The sequence below is a fragment of the [Mycobacterium] fortunisiensis genome, assembly GCF_019050325.1.
Lineage (GTDB): Bacteria > Actinomycetota > Actinomycetes > Mycobacteriales > Mycobacteriaceae > Mycobacterium > Mycobacterium fortunisiensis.
The window spans coordinates 291,027-304,856 of sequence record NZ_VOMB01000002.1 but is presented as its reverse complement, the minus strand read 5'-3'; the positions used below and the strand labels follow the sequence as shown (position 1 = coordinate 304,856).

Genomic DNA, 13,830 nt, shown 5'->3' with positions numbered 1-13,830 from the left:
TGATCACGCCGGAGACGTCGGGATCGGCGCGGTTTTGTCGTCCGTGTCGCCGCCATCGCCGCGCGCTGCGGCCTTCTTGCGCGCACGCTCTTCGCGACCCTGACGGGTGATCTCAAAGGTGTTGAGCGGCCACCAGAACCAGCGGCCGAGCGCTGCGGCGATCGATGGCGTCATGAACGAGCGCACGATCAGGGTGTCGACCACCAGGCCGATGCCGATCGTCATCCCGAGTTGGCCGACCACCCGCAGATCGCTGACGATCATCGACATCATGGTGAAGGCGAACACCAGGCCGGCCGCGGTGACGACACGTCCGGTCGCCCCGATCCCACGGATGATCCCGGTATTGAGCCCGGCGTGTATCTCTTCCCTGAACCGCGAGACCACCAGCAGGTTGTAGTCCGAACCCACTGCCAGCAGGATCACCATCGACAGCGGGATCACGATCCACTGCACGCCCAGGCCCAGGATGTCCTGCCAGAGCAGCACCGACAAGCCACACGCCGTACCCAGGGACGCGGCCACGGTGCCCACGATCACCAAGGCGGCCACCACGCTTCGGGTGATGATCAACATGATGCTGAAAATGAGGATCAACGCCGCGATCACCACAATCATGAGATCGGTTTTCACACCGTCCTGCATATCGCTGTAGAGCGACGCCGTACCGGCGAGCGAAACCTTCGCACTGGCCAGCGGAGTGCCCTTGAGAGCGTCGGCGACAGCACCTTTGATCCCTCGGACATGTTCGATGCCGTCCACCGAGGCGGGGTCACCCTGATGGGTGACGATCATCCTGACCGCCTTGCCATCGGGGGACATGAACATCTTGACCGCCCGGTTGAAGTCAGGGTTGTCGAACACATCCGGCGGCAGGTAGAACATGTCGTCGTTCTTGGCCTGATCGAAGTACAGGCCGATCTCCGTCGCGCCCTTGGCCGCTTCCTGTTGTGCGGCCTGGGTGCCGGCCATGGTGCTGTGGGTCGCGATCATGAAATCGCGCATCCGTGACATCGAATCGATGGTCGAGCGCAACACGGGCAGCATCTGCGGCATGAGCTCATCCATGCGATCCATGTCGATGGTCAGGCCCTGCATTTCGTCGGTGAGCGCGTCGATACCGTCGAGGGTGTCGAAGATCGACCGCAGCGACTGGCACATCGGGATGTCGAAGCAGTGCGGTTCCCAATACAGGTAGTTACGCAGCGGCCGGAAGAAATCGTCGAAATCGGCCAGGTTGTCGCGCATCTCCTTGGTGGCTTCGACCATGTCGTGGGTGCGCCCCACCATGCTGTGTGTGGTGGCGGTGAGCTCGGTCATGAGGCTGTACATCCGCTCCATACTGGCGACGGTCCGGCTCATCTCGTCGGCCTGTTCGAGCATCTGCGCCGAGTTGTCGTTGTTGAACTTGGCGGACTGCAGCGTGCTGGCGTTCTGCGCACCGAGCAGGAACGGGATCGAGCTGTGCTCGATCGGCGCACCCAAGGGGCGGGTGATGGTCTGCACTCGTTCGATGCCCCGCATGTGCATCACGTTCTTGGCCACCTTTTCGATGACGAGCATGTCCGACGGGGTGCGCAGGTCGTGATCGGCCTCGAGCATCAGTAGCTCGGGGTTCATCCGGGCTTGGGAGAAGTGCCGATCAGCAACGCCCATGGCGAGGTTCGCCGGCATATCGGCGGGGGTGAACTGCTTGTCGTTGTACTGCGGCACATAGGTCATCAGGGCGACGAAGCCGATGACGGCGATTACGCTGGTGACGAAGACGATGGGGATGGGCCAGCGCACCACCGACGTGCCGACCTTGCGCCAACCCGGCGACGCGATCTTGTGCTTGGGATCGAGTAGACCGAACTTCGACGCGACGGTCAGGACCGCAGGCGCCAACGTCAGTCCGGCAATGATGATCACCAGAACTGAGATGGCGCAGGGCAGACCCATGGTCTGGAAGTAGGGCAGCGTGGTCATGGTGAGGCACAGGCAGGCCCCGACGATCGTCAACCCGGAGCCCAGGATGACGTGCGATACGCCGCTGTAGGCCACATAGAACGCGTCTTCTCGATCCAGCCCCTTCGATCGTTCCTCGTGATATCGGCCGAGCAGGAAAATCACATAATCTGTGCCGGCGGCCAGGGCCAGCATGGTCACCATGCTCACCGCGTACGGGGTCAGGCCGATGATGTTCAGGTGGCCGGCGGCAGCCGTAACGCCCTGTGCAGCAAATAGTTCCAGAAGAATGACAACCATCGACACGAGCAGCGTTACGACGGAGCGGTACACCGCGAGCAGCATCACGATGATGACGCCGACCGACACCAACTCCATTTTCGCCATACTTTGATGGCCTGCCACGCTGGTATCAGCGTTGAGCACGCTGTTTCCGGCGACGTGGGCCGTGATGCCTGGCGGGGCGGGTACCGAGGCCACGATGTCACGCACCGCGGCGACGGACTCGTGGCTCTTGCTGGTGCCCTGATCCCCGGCCAGGAAGATCTGCACATAGGCCGACTTGCCGTCCACACTCTGCGAGCCCGCCGCGGTCATCGGATCGCTCCAGAAGTCCTGGACGTTCTGGACGTGGTCGGTATCGGCGTTCAGTTTGGCGACGATCTCGTCGTAGTACTTGTGCGCGGCCGCACCGACCGGTTCGTCGCTCTCCAGCACGACCATCGCCGAGGAGTCCGAATCGTACTGCTGAAACACCTTGCCGATGTTCAGCATCGACTTGTACGCCGGTGCATCGGTGGGGCTCAGTGGGACCGATCGAGATGCCGCGACCTCGTCAAGTGAGGGCACAAGAGTTCCCAGGGCAACCGTGAGGAGCACCCAGAACACGATGATCGGCAGTGAAAAGATCCGGACCATCCGGCCCAGAAACGGGCGATGGGACTTCGTGTGCGCGTTGCTCATACGGATTTCACCAAGCAGTAGATGAACGGTTTGAAGGTGTCGGTGCTCGTCCGGTCGTCGCGCACGTCGCCATCGACAGTCACCCGGCACCCGAGATCCGTGACGTTGCGTTCACCCTGGGCCATGATGTTGGCCGACATGGACGGCAGCGTCGTCACGATCGTGAATGACCAAGGCAACGGGGCATTTTCAATGAGGTTGGGTTGACCGTATTCATCTAGATAGTTGATGTTCACAGTGCCCCCGGACCCGGTGATCTCGTACTTGATGTGCTTCGGATTGAAGTTCTCGGTAATTCCGGAGCCCTCCGCCAAGTTCGGTTCCTGCTGCCCGGTACCGCGAATTCGTAGGACCGCGTAGGCGCCCAGGGCGACAACCACCACCAGCACCAGCGGGATCCAAAACCGCTTCAACACCCGGAACAGCATGTTCCTCCCGCTTTTCATCCAACCCACAACGCCGGCGCCGCCCGGCGGCGACGGCGCCTTGTCCGGAAAATCCAAGACGGAACCCCGGTTCCGCCTGGCCGCCGGACGGTACTGTACCGCATGGCGTCGGGGGCTGCTGACGCAGCGCACCTAGGATGCCGACCATGAGGCACCTTTCCCTGCTGCCGATCCTGGTGACGTCGGTACTGACGGTCGCGGCCTGCGGCAGCACCACCGACGACGGTGACAAGTCGGAAACCGCAGCCCCCACCGCGTCCGCAATCGACTGCGCCCAGCCCGCCGGCGACGTCGAGACACAGGTGTGCGCCGATCCCGCTCTGGCCGACCTGGACCAACGCCTGGCCCGGACCTATCAGCAGTCTGTCGGCGAAACCGGGCTCGACTCTTACCAATTGAGAAGAACTCAACGCGAATGGGTGTCCGGACGCGACAAGTGTGTCGACAGCACCGACGCGCATCGCTGCTTACTGGAGGCCTACCAGACCAGGCTCGTAGAGTTGCAGGTCGCGGCGAAGGACGACACCGCCCCCACACCGGTCGAATACCGTTGCGACAGCGACAAACCCGTGTCGGGCGTGTTCTACACCGACATCGATCCCTCGGCCATGGTGCTGACCGTCGGCGCCGACAAGGCCATCCTGATCCAACAGGTGGTGGCCAGCGGTATCCACTACGCCCGCGAAGGTGTCGACTATCGAGAACACCACGGCGACATCACCATTGACTTCCACGGCAGCAAGATGAGCTGCCGGGCGAGCTGATCGGGGCCGATCACGCCGGGGAGGCCAGAAACTGCTCGAGCCCGGCGATCACGATGTCGAGGTTGAAGCTGAAGTCCTGCTCGGCCGTCGCATCGACGCCACGATCGGTCACCACGCCGCTCAGCAGCGGGAAATCCCCGGACGACAGGTCACTGAGGGCACGGATCACCTCGGGCGTCTGGTGGTGCAGCCGCGATTCCGCCGAGCCCAGCACGTCGTGTGCCGACGACATCGCCAGCCCGGACACCAGCGTCAGCACCCGCCCGGCATCGGCGGTGTCGAAACCGCCCGCGGTCAGGGCGCGCAGCACCTGTTCGGCGAGCGCGAGGCTGGCCGCGCCGCCGCTGCCGCTCAGCCGGAAACTGGTCGCCGTCACCCCGAGTTTGAGCACGCCCTGGCGGATGGCGCTGCCGTAGGCCCGCAGGACCTCCTGCCAACTCGCGTTCTCCGGCAACTTGATCGAGCGCAGTTCGGTCTCGAACAGGTCGGCCACCACCAACTCCAGCAGACCGTCACGGTCTCCGACGTAGTAGTGCAGCGTGGTGCGATCCACGCCGAGCGCATCGGCCACCGCCTGCATCGTCAACGCACCGGGCGCGATGGCGCGCGCCGCCGCCACGATCTGGCTCTGATCGATGCGCGGTGGCCGGCCGCGCCCGCGTCGCGGCGCGTTTTCGGTGGTCACACCGGCAATCCTAGCCGCTCACCCGGTCCCGGACGGCGTGCTCTTCCTTTTTTCTCACGGGCGTGGAAAACTGCCCGAAACCGAGGAAGGGAATACGGCGGTGGCACACACTTCTCCATACCGGGTGGTCCAGTGGACGACCGGGAACGTCGGCAAGAGTTCGGTGGCGGCCATCGCCGGAAACCCGAACCTGGAGTTGGTCGGCTGCTTTGCCTGGTCTGCGGACAAAGCCGGGAAGGATGTCGGTGAACTCGCCGGGATCGAGCCCCTCGGCGTCACCGCCACCAATGACGTCCGGGCCCTGCTGGACCTCAAACCGGACGTGGTGGTCTACAACCCGATGTGGATCAACGTCGACGAGCTCGTTGAAATCCTGTCCGCCGGCGTCAATGTCGTGGCGACGGCGTCGTTCATCACCGGACACAACCAGGGCGAGGGCCGCGAACGGATCGCCGAGGCCTGCCGCAAGGGCGGTTCCACGATGTTCGGCTCGGGCATCAGCCCCGGCTACGTCAACCAGCTGGCCATCGTGGCGGCCGGCATCTGCGACCGGGTGGACAAGGTGACGGTGAACGAGGCCGCCGACACCACGTTCTACGACTCACCGGAAACCGAGAAGCCGGTCGGTTTCGGTCAGCCCATCGACCATCCCGATCTTGCGGCCATGACAGCCCACGGCACCGGGGTCTTCGGCGAGGCGGTGCGGATGATCGGTGACGCCCTGGGAGTCGAGTTCGACGAAGTACGTTGTGACGCCGAGTATGCACAGACCACCGCGGATCTGGATCTCGGTTCGTGGACGATCCCGGCCGGCTGCGTGGCCGGGGTGTTCGTCAGCTGGAAGGGCCTGGTCAACGATGCGGCCGGCGGACGGCGCACCGTCGTCGAACTCACTCTGCGGTGGCGCAAAGGCCAGACCCTGCAACCGGATTGGCAGATCGATCAGGATGGCTGGGTGATCGAGGTTGCCGGCCGGCCGACGGTGACGATGAAGGTGGGCTTCCTGCCACCGCCCGACTTCGAGGCCACCACCTTGGAGGAGTTCATGGTGTTGGGACACATCATGACCGCCACTCCCCCGATCAACGCGATCCCCGCGGTGGTCAACGCCGCGCCCGGCATCGTCACGTACAACGACCTGCCGCTGATCCTTCCGCGTGGTGTGGTGCCGGCCTGACAGTCGGCCGAAAACCGGGTCCCGACGCCGAGTCGGCGGTTAACATCCAGCCAATCGTGGATCGACGGGCGGGGTACCGATGGTGCAGTGGACAGGGTGGCTCGGGGCCGGTGTACTGACCGCCGGGGTGACGGCGGCCGCGCTCGCCGGCGCGGGCGCCGCCGGCGCCGACAGCGATGGCGCGTCGGATTCCGGGCCGGCCAAGACGTCGTCGGCCGCCAACGCAAAGCCGGGGAAGGCCACGTCCAGCGGTCGCCACCACGACAAGTCCCGTCTCAAACGCGTTGACCGCCCGAGCCGCCTTGCCGCACAGCCGAAGTCCGCCACCGGGGCCACTTCGCCGCACCGGTTGGCCGCGCACCGAGATGACGTCAGCGGCGAGCTGCGCGAGAAACTCGCGCCGGCGACCGCAGTGTCGCAACGGACAAAGCCGGCCACCGCGGCGAAGGCAGTCACCACCGAAAAGACGGTCACCACCGAAAAGACGCTCACCACCGAAAAGACGGTGACGACCGAACAGACAACCCCGGTGTCCGAGGCGACCGCCGCCGACGCGACGTCCGACGTTCCGCCGGTGATCAAGGCCGTCGGCTCGGCCGTGTTCGATGCCATCGGCGGCTTGATCCGGACGCTCGACGGGCCGCCGGTGGTGCCGCCGGCCCTGCGCGATGCGGTCGAGGTGAGTAGTTCGACCCTCGTCGTCTCCCCGGGCAACGAGGTCCCTGCCGACTGGTATTTCCCGACGCACGGGAACCCCGACCGGCTGATCTACCTCCAGCACGGGTTCATCGCCACCGGGCCGATGTACAGCTACACCGCGTCGTTTCTGGCCGAGCGCACCAACAGCGTTGTCGTGGTCACCACGGTGACCTCCAACCCGTTCGCCGAGGGCGGTATGTGGCTCGGCGGGGACCCCATGCACCAGGCTGTCGCCCAGCTTTTCCTCGACCCGGACCGAAAAGCGCTGAACACCAGCATGTCGACGGCGTCGTTGAAGGCGGGCCACGAAATCGCGACCGTGCCACAGCAGTTCGTGCTGGTCGGGCACTCACTTGGCGGCGGGTTCGCCCCCGGAGTCGCGGGCCATTACGCCGAAGGGTTGGTGGCCCGGCGGGCCGACGGCCACGATGCCCCCAATGATCTGGCCGGCGTGATCCTGTTGGATGGGGTTCCCCCGTCCGGCACGTTGCCCAGCGCGATGGATCGTCTCGAACAGCTCGAGGACAGCAACGGTCACGATCCCGCCGACTACGTTCCGGTCTACGAGATCGGGGCGCCGTGGAACCTTTTCAATTCGGTGAGCACCGTCAACGATGACCTCTCGGCGGCACGGCCCGGGAAGTTCAACGGGGTCGTGGTCGACGGCGGAGTCCACATGGACAGCATGCTGGGCGGCAACCCACTGATCCAGGGTGCCGCCTACCTGATCGCCGGTATCCCGCAGCCGCAAAACCCTTCGGCCGTGCAGTGGTTGATGGCCGGCTGGGTCAACGACATGTTCGACGACAACATCGATCCCGTCACCGGCCGGTGCCTGACTGATTGCCACGGCGTATATGGCGATCCGGGAGAGACACTCGACATCGATGCCGATCGGGGTGCGGCCACCGCCGTGGTGATCGACTCCGGAGCTGCCCCGGATGAATCGGACCGCGACGGCGTGCGGTTCAGCCCGATCGATGCCGCGTTCATCCCCCGTTCGGTGCTGTCACGGTTGGCGTAGCGGTCACCGGAAAGTTCACCGAGTTGGCGATGAAACACATCCGGTGCGCCTCGTGATGTAGGTCGGTGGCGTCGCCGATGCGCGTCGGATCGGTGATGGTCACCTGCGGCCGCAGCGTGACGTCGGTGAAAACCCCACTGCCCTCGGCGCTCTCGCTCATCGTTCCCTCCGGCCGATCGGTGTAGGCGGTCACGACGATGCCCGCCTTGGCGCACAGCGCCAAGTACCACAGCAGGTGGCACTGCGACAGGCTCACCACGAGCAACTCTTCGGGGTTCCAGCGCCGCGGGTCTCCCCGGAAGGCCGGGTCGGCGCTGCCGAGGATCGTCGGCTTCCCCGCCTCGATGCCGGTCACGTCATGGTCGCGGGCGTAGTCGCGGTAGCCGCTGGTTCCCGTCCCGGTGTTGCCGGTCCAGGTCACCTCGACCTCGTAGCGATGGGTGCGGTTCATCGGCTCCTACCTTCGCAGTGACTCCGCTGCGACGCGCACCGCGGCGGTGATGGCTTCCACCATCGGGCTGTCCAGTTTCCAGCACTGCCAGTACAGCGGCACGTCCAGGTGTTGCCCGACGATCTGCACGAACGCATCGTCAACCAGTTCCTCGGGGAACATCCCCCACCCCAGACCGGCCCGCACCGCGGCGCCGAAGCCCTCCGCGGTCGGAATGTAATGAATCGGGCGGACCACATCTTTGCGAAACACCTTGCGCACCAGCTGGTCCTGTAGCGCGTCGTCACGGTTCCACGACAGCGACGGTGCCGATTGCGCAGCCTCACGGGTGAACCCGTCGGGCAGGTGGTGCCGGACGTAGTCCGTGCTGGCCACCGGAACGTACCGCATGGCCCCCAGCGGATGCACCCGGCAGCCCGGCACCGGACGCCGCTCCGTGGTCACCGCGCCCATCACCACGCCTTCGCGTAACAGCCGCGCCGACAGGTCCTGATCCTCGATTCTGATGTCGAACAAGAAATCAGAGGCCGCCGTGAAGACCCCGGTGAACCAGGTTGTCATCGAATCGGCGTTGACGGCCAGCGCGATCCGGGTGCGCTGCGCACCTGCGCCGCTCAGCTCCGCCAGCGTCTCGGATTCCAGCAGCGCCGTCTGCGCCGCCAGCCGCAGCAGCGGAACCCCGGCCACTGTTGCCGTACAGGGCTTTTCGCGGACGACGAGCACTTTGCCGATACGTTGTTCGAGCGCTTTGATGCGTTGGCTGACGGCCGACGGAGTCACCTGCAATCGCTGCGCGGCGGCATCGAAACTTCCCAGCTCGACCACCGCGGCGAAGGCAGCGAGTTGCTGGCCGTCGATCCGCACGTCACGATCCTAACCGGCACCGCGCAGTCCGCCGCTGGTGAACTGCACCAGCTGGTCAACCCAGCCGCGGTCCAGACCGGCGGACCCGAGCGGCCGCCCGTACAGCGCGAGGTCAGAACTGGCCAGCGCACCGATCATGGCCAGGATGGCCACGGTGCTGCGCTGCCGGCCCGCACCGGTGCGGATATCGGGCACCGCGCGTGACGCCGCGGCGAAGAACAGCTCAGCCAGGCTCGGGGTACGCGCCAGTTGGTCGAGCCAGATCTGATCCTCCTCCAGGGCAAGCTGATTCATCACCTTGAGCCAACGCAGGCCGCCGACCGGATCCTCGTCGAGCAGCAGGACGTAGGGAGCGATCAACGCCTCGACCACGTCGCGCACCCCGATCTCGTGCCCGGCCGCGCCGACCCGGCCGAGTTCGTGTGCGGCGGAGTCGAACACCGCAGTGGAGCGCCGCCGGGCCACTGCCGCGACCAGATCCCGCTTGGCCGGAAAGTGATAGGCCACAGCGCGACTGGCCACACCGGCCTCACGGGCGACCGCACGCGCCGCCACCGCACCGATCGACATCTCGGCGAACATTCGCTCGGCGGTGTCGACAATCAACGCCCGGGTGTCGACATCGCGCCGGGGACCGCGTCTGCGGGTCGGGCTCGGGACCACCGCCCGAGCCTAACCACTTCACGCGTTCTCGTGCTGTAGTCGGTGCAGTTCTCCTACTACGGTCGTAGATCAAGATCGGACGCTGGCGCGATGTGGGTTGACCTGCATTCTTCATAGCGTCGAGCCATGACACGAGCACAGCGTTCCCCAGCTATCGCGATAGCGAATTCAGTGACCGACGTGGCCCGTGGTTGGGCCGCGAAAGACGCCCTGGCGCACCAGCCGGGCCTGTGGCAGCGCACCGTGGCGGCGGCGCGCGCGGCGCTGGCCGCCGTGCCGCGCCCCCAGCTGAAGCAGCCGTACTACCCACCGCCGCGGGAGGGTTTCGTCGAAGACGCCGCAATGGCGCGTGAGATGTGGCGCCTGTGAATTGCTGACGTCAGAAAATCGGCAAATCCGGCCCCAGAAAAAATCCGACCGCGGTAGGAGGCTCAGCAGCACGCTGACCTTCTACGATCACACCATGCTCGGTGATATCGCGCGCGGTATACGGGCGCACGCACGCCGGCGAGGCTATGCCCTGCCGGTGGGCTACAACTGGGCCATCGTGTTGTCCTTCGATGCCACGGTGGTCGGCGCCGGGCTCATCGCCATGTTGCAGCGGCCCGCGGTGGACGTCCCGGCGGGTCTGCTCGCCATCGTCGTGTGCGTCGCCCCGTTCGCGTTGTTCTACATCTCCGGCATCGAGTTCAAGGCTCCGATCGTCTGGGCCACCTGGACCGCGGCGGCCGCGGTGTTGTTGTTCGCCACGTCCACCCCGATCGCCAATGACTTCGCGCCGCTCATCGCCGTGCTGATGGTCGGCGAGGTGGCCGCGCTGGTCGGGGTGTGGGGCGGTTTCCTGGCGTTCCTGTCGGCGGCCACGCTGCTGCTCACCGCCGGCGCCCAGCACCGGCTCGACGCCATTCCGCTCTACTTCGGGATTCTCGGAATGGGCTGGTTGGTCGGCTATCTCGTGCACACGCAACAGCGCCTGATGCGCCAGCAGCAGGAGGCGCAGGCCGCGTTGGCCCAGCACGCCGCCACCGATGAGCGGCGGCGCATCGCCCGCGAGGTGCACGACGTCATCGCGCATTCGTTGAGCGTGACGCTGCTGCACGTGACCGGGGCGCGCCGGGGGTTGCAGCAGGACCGCGATGTGGATGACGCAGTCGAAGCGTTGGAACAGGCCGAACGCCTGGGCCGTCAGGCGATGGCCGACATCCGGCGCACGGTCGGATTGCTCGACAACGCGCCGATGGGCACCGCCCCTGAGCCGGGGGTGGACGACATCGGCTGCCTGGTGGACGATTTCGTGCGGGCCGGCCTCGACGTGCGGTTCGATGGCACCGGCCGCACCGATACGGTCTCGGCGACGGTGGGACTGGCCCTCTACCGGATCGCCCAGGAGTCCTTGGCCAACATCGCCAAGCACGCACCGGATGCAGAATCCACGGTGTTACTGAGGATTTCACGAACCTCCGCGGCATTGACCGTCCTGAACCGCCTCCCGGTGGCCGCGCTGGCCGGCCAGAGCGGCCAGGGCATCGACGGCCGCGGGGTGCGCGGGATGCGCCAACGAGTCGAGCTACTCGGCGGGATCATCAGCGTCGGCCCGGCCGACGACGGATGGTCGGTGCGCACCAACATTCCCTTGGACGACACCGATCAGGTACCCCGCGGCGGGTGCCCGTTGCGATCATGACGGATCCGGTGGCGGAGGTCGCGGTGCTCCTGGTCGACGATCAGGATCTGGTGCGCTCCGGACTGCGGCGCATCCTGCGGCGCAAGGACGGGTTCCTGATCTCCGCCGAATGTGCCGACGGGGACGAGGTGCCCGAGGCGGTTGCCCAGTACCGACCTGACGTCGTGGTGATGGATCTGCGGATGAAGCGGGTCGACGGGATCGAGGCCACCCGCCGGCTGACCGCGAGCGACGGTCCCCCGGTGCTGGCGTTGACCACGTTCAACGACGACGAGTTGCTGTCGGGCGCCCTGCGCGCCGGAGCCAGCGGGTTCGTGCTCAAGGATTCCTCCGCCGAGGAGTTGATCCGGGCGGTGCGCGCGGTGGCCAACGGTGACAGCTATCTCGATCCGGCGGTGACCTCCCGGGTGCTCACCACCTACCGCAGGTCTGCCGAACCACGTCGCGCCGCCGAGGTCGGCGACCTCACGGCGCGGGAGCTCGACGTGCTGACGTTGATCGCCAAGGGCCATTCCAACGCCGAGATCGCCGACAAACTGAGCATCTCCGGGCTGACCGTGAAGAGCCACATCGGCCACATCTTCATCAAGCTCGATCTGCGCGATCGCGCCGCCGCGATCATCCACGCCTACGACGCCGGGCTGGTCACGCCGCAGTGACACCGGTGCAGCCAGGCCCCGCCATTACGAATCCGGCGGTCCTTGTAAAGTGAAATGGCAACCGCACATTTGCTTGCGACCTGCACAATCAGTCTGGACAGCCAGATTCGGCACAGCTATCGAGGGGGATCCATGAATGAAGTGCTGGCGCGCGCCGGCATCTTCCAAGGGGTGTCGCCCGATGCCGTGGCCGCGCTCGTCCGGCAGCTCGAACCGGTGACCTTCCGGCGCGGCGAGGTGGTGTTCGTCGAGGGTGAGCCCGGCGACACCCTGTACATCATCACGGCGGGCAAGGTGAAAATCGGCCGCAAGTCAGCAGATGGACGCGACAGCCTGATCACCCTGATGGGCCCCTCGGACATGTTCGGCGAGCTCGCCATCTTCGACCCGGGCCCGCGGACCTCCTCGGTGACCGCGCTGACCGAGGTCAAGGCGGTCGTGATGACCCGCACCGTGCTGCGGAGCTGGATTGCCGATCGGCCCGAGATCGCCGAACAGTTGCTGCGTGTGCTGGCCCGCCGGCTGCGCCGCACCAACGACAACCTGTCCGACCTGATTTTCACCGACGTGCCGGGCCGGGTGGCCAAGCAGTTGCTCTATCTCGCGCAGCGATTCGGCACCCGCGACGGCAACGCGCTGCGGGTCGACCATGAGCTCACCCAGGAAGAGATCGCCCAGCTCGTCGGGTCGTCACGGGAAACCGTCAACAAGGCGCTGTCGGATTTCGCGCAGCGCGGCTGGATCAGAGTTCAGGGGCGCAGCATCCTGATCGACAACGCCGAGCGATTGGCCAAACGCGCGCACTGACCATGTGACCGCAGAGACATTGTTAGTGCCCTAACTATTAGGGTACTTTCGAGGTATGACCGCCGTGTCCGCCGATCCGCTCGCCCTGGAGCGCCAGGTGTGTTTCGCCCTGGCCGTGAGCAACCGCGCGGTGCTCGCGGTGTACCGCCCCCTGCTGGAACCCCTGGGCCTGACCCATCCGCAGTATCTGGTGATGCTGGCGCTGTGGGATCACCAACGGTCCGCCGCGGGCGGCACCCCGCCGTTGTCGGTCAAGCAGATCGCCTCGGCGCTGCAACTCGATTCGGCGACGCTCTCACCGATGCTCAAACGGCTGGAATCGCTCGGGCTGTTGACGCGGCGCCGCCGGGCCGGCGACGAGCGCGCGACCGACGTCCAGCTCACCGAGGCCGGGATCACGCTGCGCGAGCGCGCACTGTCCATCCCGGCCACGGTCGTCGAGCGCCTCGGCGTCGACCTCGCCGAACTCGAAGAACTGCATCGTGTGCTGACCCGCATCAACGCGGCCGCACTGGCGGCCAATTCACTCACCGATTGACTCCAGGAGCCCTCATGGCCGACCAGAAAACCAAGGACCGCCCCAACGTCCTTCAGTACCTCGCCTACTGCTACGGCAAGCGGCTGCCCGATTCGATGCGCGACTGGGTGGCTCACGACCTGGCCGACCACGGCGCGGTGCGCCGCCACCTGATCCGGATGGCGATCCCGCCGCTGTTCGTGCTGGCGCCGCTGTGGTTGCTGCCCGCGTCGCTGTACGTGCACGTCGAGATGACCGTGCCGATCTACATCTGGGCCATCTTGATGGCGCTGGCGTTGAACAAGATCTGGCGCCGGCACCGGCTGGCGCAGCACGGCCTGGATCCCAACCTGGTCGACGAGATCAAGTTCAAGAAGGACCAGCGGATGCACGAGGACTACATCCGCCGGTTCGGTCCGCGCCCGGAATCCTCCAAATACCAGGCCAACAGCAGCCCGTTCTAGCCTTTCCGCTGGATAG

Annotated in this window: 15 protein-coding genes; 9 read left to right on the top strand and 6 right to left on the bottom strand. The window is 65.9% G+C overall.

Features of this window, described 5'->3' with window-relative positions; genetic code table 11:
• Positions 1-3: 3 nt before the first annotated feature.
• Complete coding sequence (locus tag FR943_RS01905; protein ID WP_217154581.1) at positions 4-2,910, bottom strand: MMPL/RND family transporter; 2,907 nt, start codon at positions 2,908-2,910, stop codon at positions 4-6.
• A complete protein-coding gene (locus FR943_RS01900; RefSeq protein WP_372448066.1) occupies positions 2,907-3,338 on the bottom strand; it encodes an MmpS family transport accessory protein in 432 nt (143 codons plus the stop codon). The genes FR943_RS01905 and FR943_RS01900 overlap by 4 nt, the downstream gene beginning before the upstream one ends.
• 164 nt (positions 3,339-3,502) lie before the next feature.
• Here FR943_RS01900 and FR943_RS01895 point away from each other — a divergent pair, with 164 nt between their 5' ends.
• Positions 3,503-4,120: an MliC family protein gene (locus FR943_RS01895; RefSeq protein WP_217154580.1), complete on the top strand. Its 618-nt coding sequence runs from the start codon at positions 3,503-3,505 to the stop codon at positions 4,118-4,120.
• A gap of 10 nt (positions 4,121-4,130) precedes the next feature.
• Here FR943_RS01895 and FR943_RS01890 read toward each other — a convergent pair whose 3' ends face one another.
• Complete coding sequence (locus FR943_RS01890) at positions 4,131-4,805, bottom strand: TetR/AcrR family transcriptional regulator C-terminal domain-containing protein (protein WP_217154579.1); 675 nt, start codon at positions 4,803-4,805, stop codon at positions 4,131-4,133.
• A gap of 100 nt (positions 4,806-4,905) precedes the next feature.
• On the opposite strand from FR943_RS01890, the gene FR943_RS01885 reads away from it, so the two are divergent.
• Positions 4,906-5,982 (top strand): NAD(P)H-dependent amine dehydrogenase family protein, encoded by a 1,077-nt coding sequence (locus tag FR943_RS01885; RefSeq protein WP_217154578.1) that lies wholly within the window; start codon positions 4,906-4,908, stop codon positions 5,980-5,982.
• Positions 5,983-6,061: 79 nt separating this feature from the next.
• Entirely contained in the window at positions 6,062-7,705 is a 1,644-nt protein-coding gene (locus FR943_RS01880; RefSeq protein WP_217154577.1) for an alpha/beta hydrolase, read from the top strand.
• Here the strand turns inward: FR943_RS01880 and FR943_RS01875 are convergent.
• From FR943_RS01875 to FR943_RS01865, 3 genes are read right to left on the bottom strand one after another with little or no spacing between them, the layout of a single operon-like run.
• Positions 7,671-8,156: an OsmC family protein gene (locus FR943_RS01875; protein ID WP_217154576.1), complete on the bottom strand. Its 486-nt coding sequence runs from the start codon at positions 8,154-8,156 to the stop codon at positions 7,671-7,673. The genes FR943_RS01880 and FR943_RS01875 overlap by 35 nt on opposite strands.
• 6 nt (positions 8,157-8,162) lie before the next feature.
• Positions 8,163-9,020 carry a LysR family transcriptional regulator ArgP gene (locus FR943_RS01870; protein WP_217154575.1) on the bottom strand — a complete coding sequence of 286 codons (858 nt, stop codon included), beginning with the start codon at positions 9,018-9,020 and terminating at the stop codon, positions 8,163-8,165.
• 9 nt (positions 9,021-9,029) lie between these two features.
• Positions 9,030-9,683 (bottom strand): TetR/AcrR family transcriptional regulator, encoded by a 654-nt coding sequence (locus FR943_RS01865; RefSeq protein ID WP_217154574.1) that lies wholly within the window; start codon positions 9,681-9,683, stop codon positions 9,030-9,032.
• Between the two features lie 126 nt (positions 9,684-9,809).
• Here FR943_RS01865 and FR943_RS01860 point away from each other — a divergent pair, with 126 nt between their 5' ends.
• The 6 genes from FR943_RS01860 to FR943_RS01835 all read left to right on the top strand — a co-directional run bounded on the left by FR943_RS01860 (position 9,810) and on the right by FR943_RS01835 (position 13,814).
• Complete coding sequence (locus FR943_RS01860) at positions 9,810-10,052, top strand: hypothetical protein (RefSeq protein WP_217154573.1); 243 nt, start codon at positions 9,810-9,812, stop codon at positions 10,050-10,052.
• A 94-nt stretch (positions 10,053-10,146) separates the two neighbouring features.
• Positions 10,147-11,367, top strand: coding sequence for a sensor histidine kinase (locus FR943_RS01855; RefSeq protein WP_217154572.1), 1,221 nt, complete (start codon positions 10,147-10,149; stop codon positions 11,365-11,367).
• Positions 11,364-12,026 (top strand): response regulator transcription factor, encoded by a 663-nt coding sequence (locus FR943_RS01850; protein ID WP_217154756.1) that lies wholly within the window; start codon positions 11,364-11,366, stop codon positions 12,024-12,026. The genes FR943_RS01855 and FR943_RS01850 overlap by 4 nt, the downstream gene beginning before the upstream one ends.
• A gap of 132 nt (positions 12,027-12,158) precedes the next feature.
• Complete coding sequence (gene crp, locus FR943_RS01845) at positions 12,159-12,833, top strand: cAMP-activated global transcriptional regulator CRP (protein WP_217154571.1); 675 nt, start codon at positions 12,159-12,161, stop codon at positions 12,831-12,833.
• A 55-nt stretch (positions 12,834-12,888) separates the two neighbouring features.
• Positions 12,889-13,371 carry a MarR family winged helix-turn-helix transcriptional regulator gene (locus FR943_RS01840; RefSeq protein WP_217154570.1) on the top strand — a complete coding sequence of 161 codons (483 nt, stop codon included), beginning with the start codon at positions 12,889-12,891 and terminating at the stop codon, positions 13,369-13,371.
• Positions 13,372-13,385: 14 nt separating this feature from the next.
• Positions 13,386-13,814: a DUF5313 domain-containing protein gene (locus FR943_RS01835; protein ID WP_217154569.1), complete on the top strand. Its 429-nt coding sequence runs from the start codon at positions 13,386-13,388 to the stop codon at positions 13,812-13,814.
• Positions 13,815-13,830 lie beyond the last annotated feature (16 nt).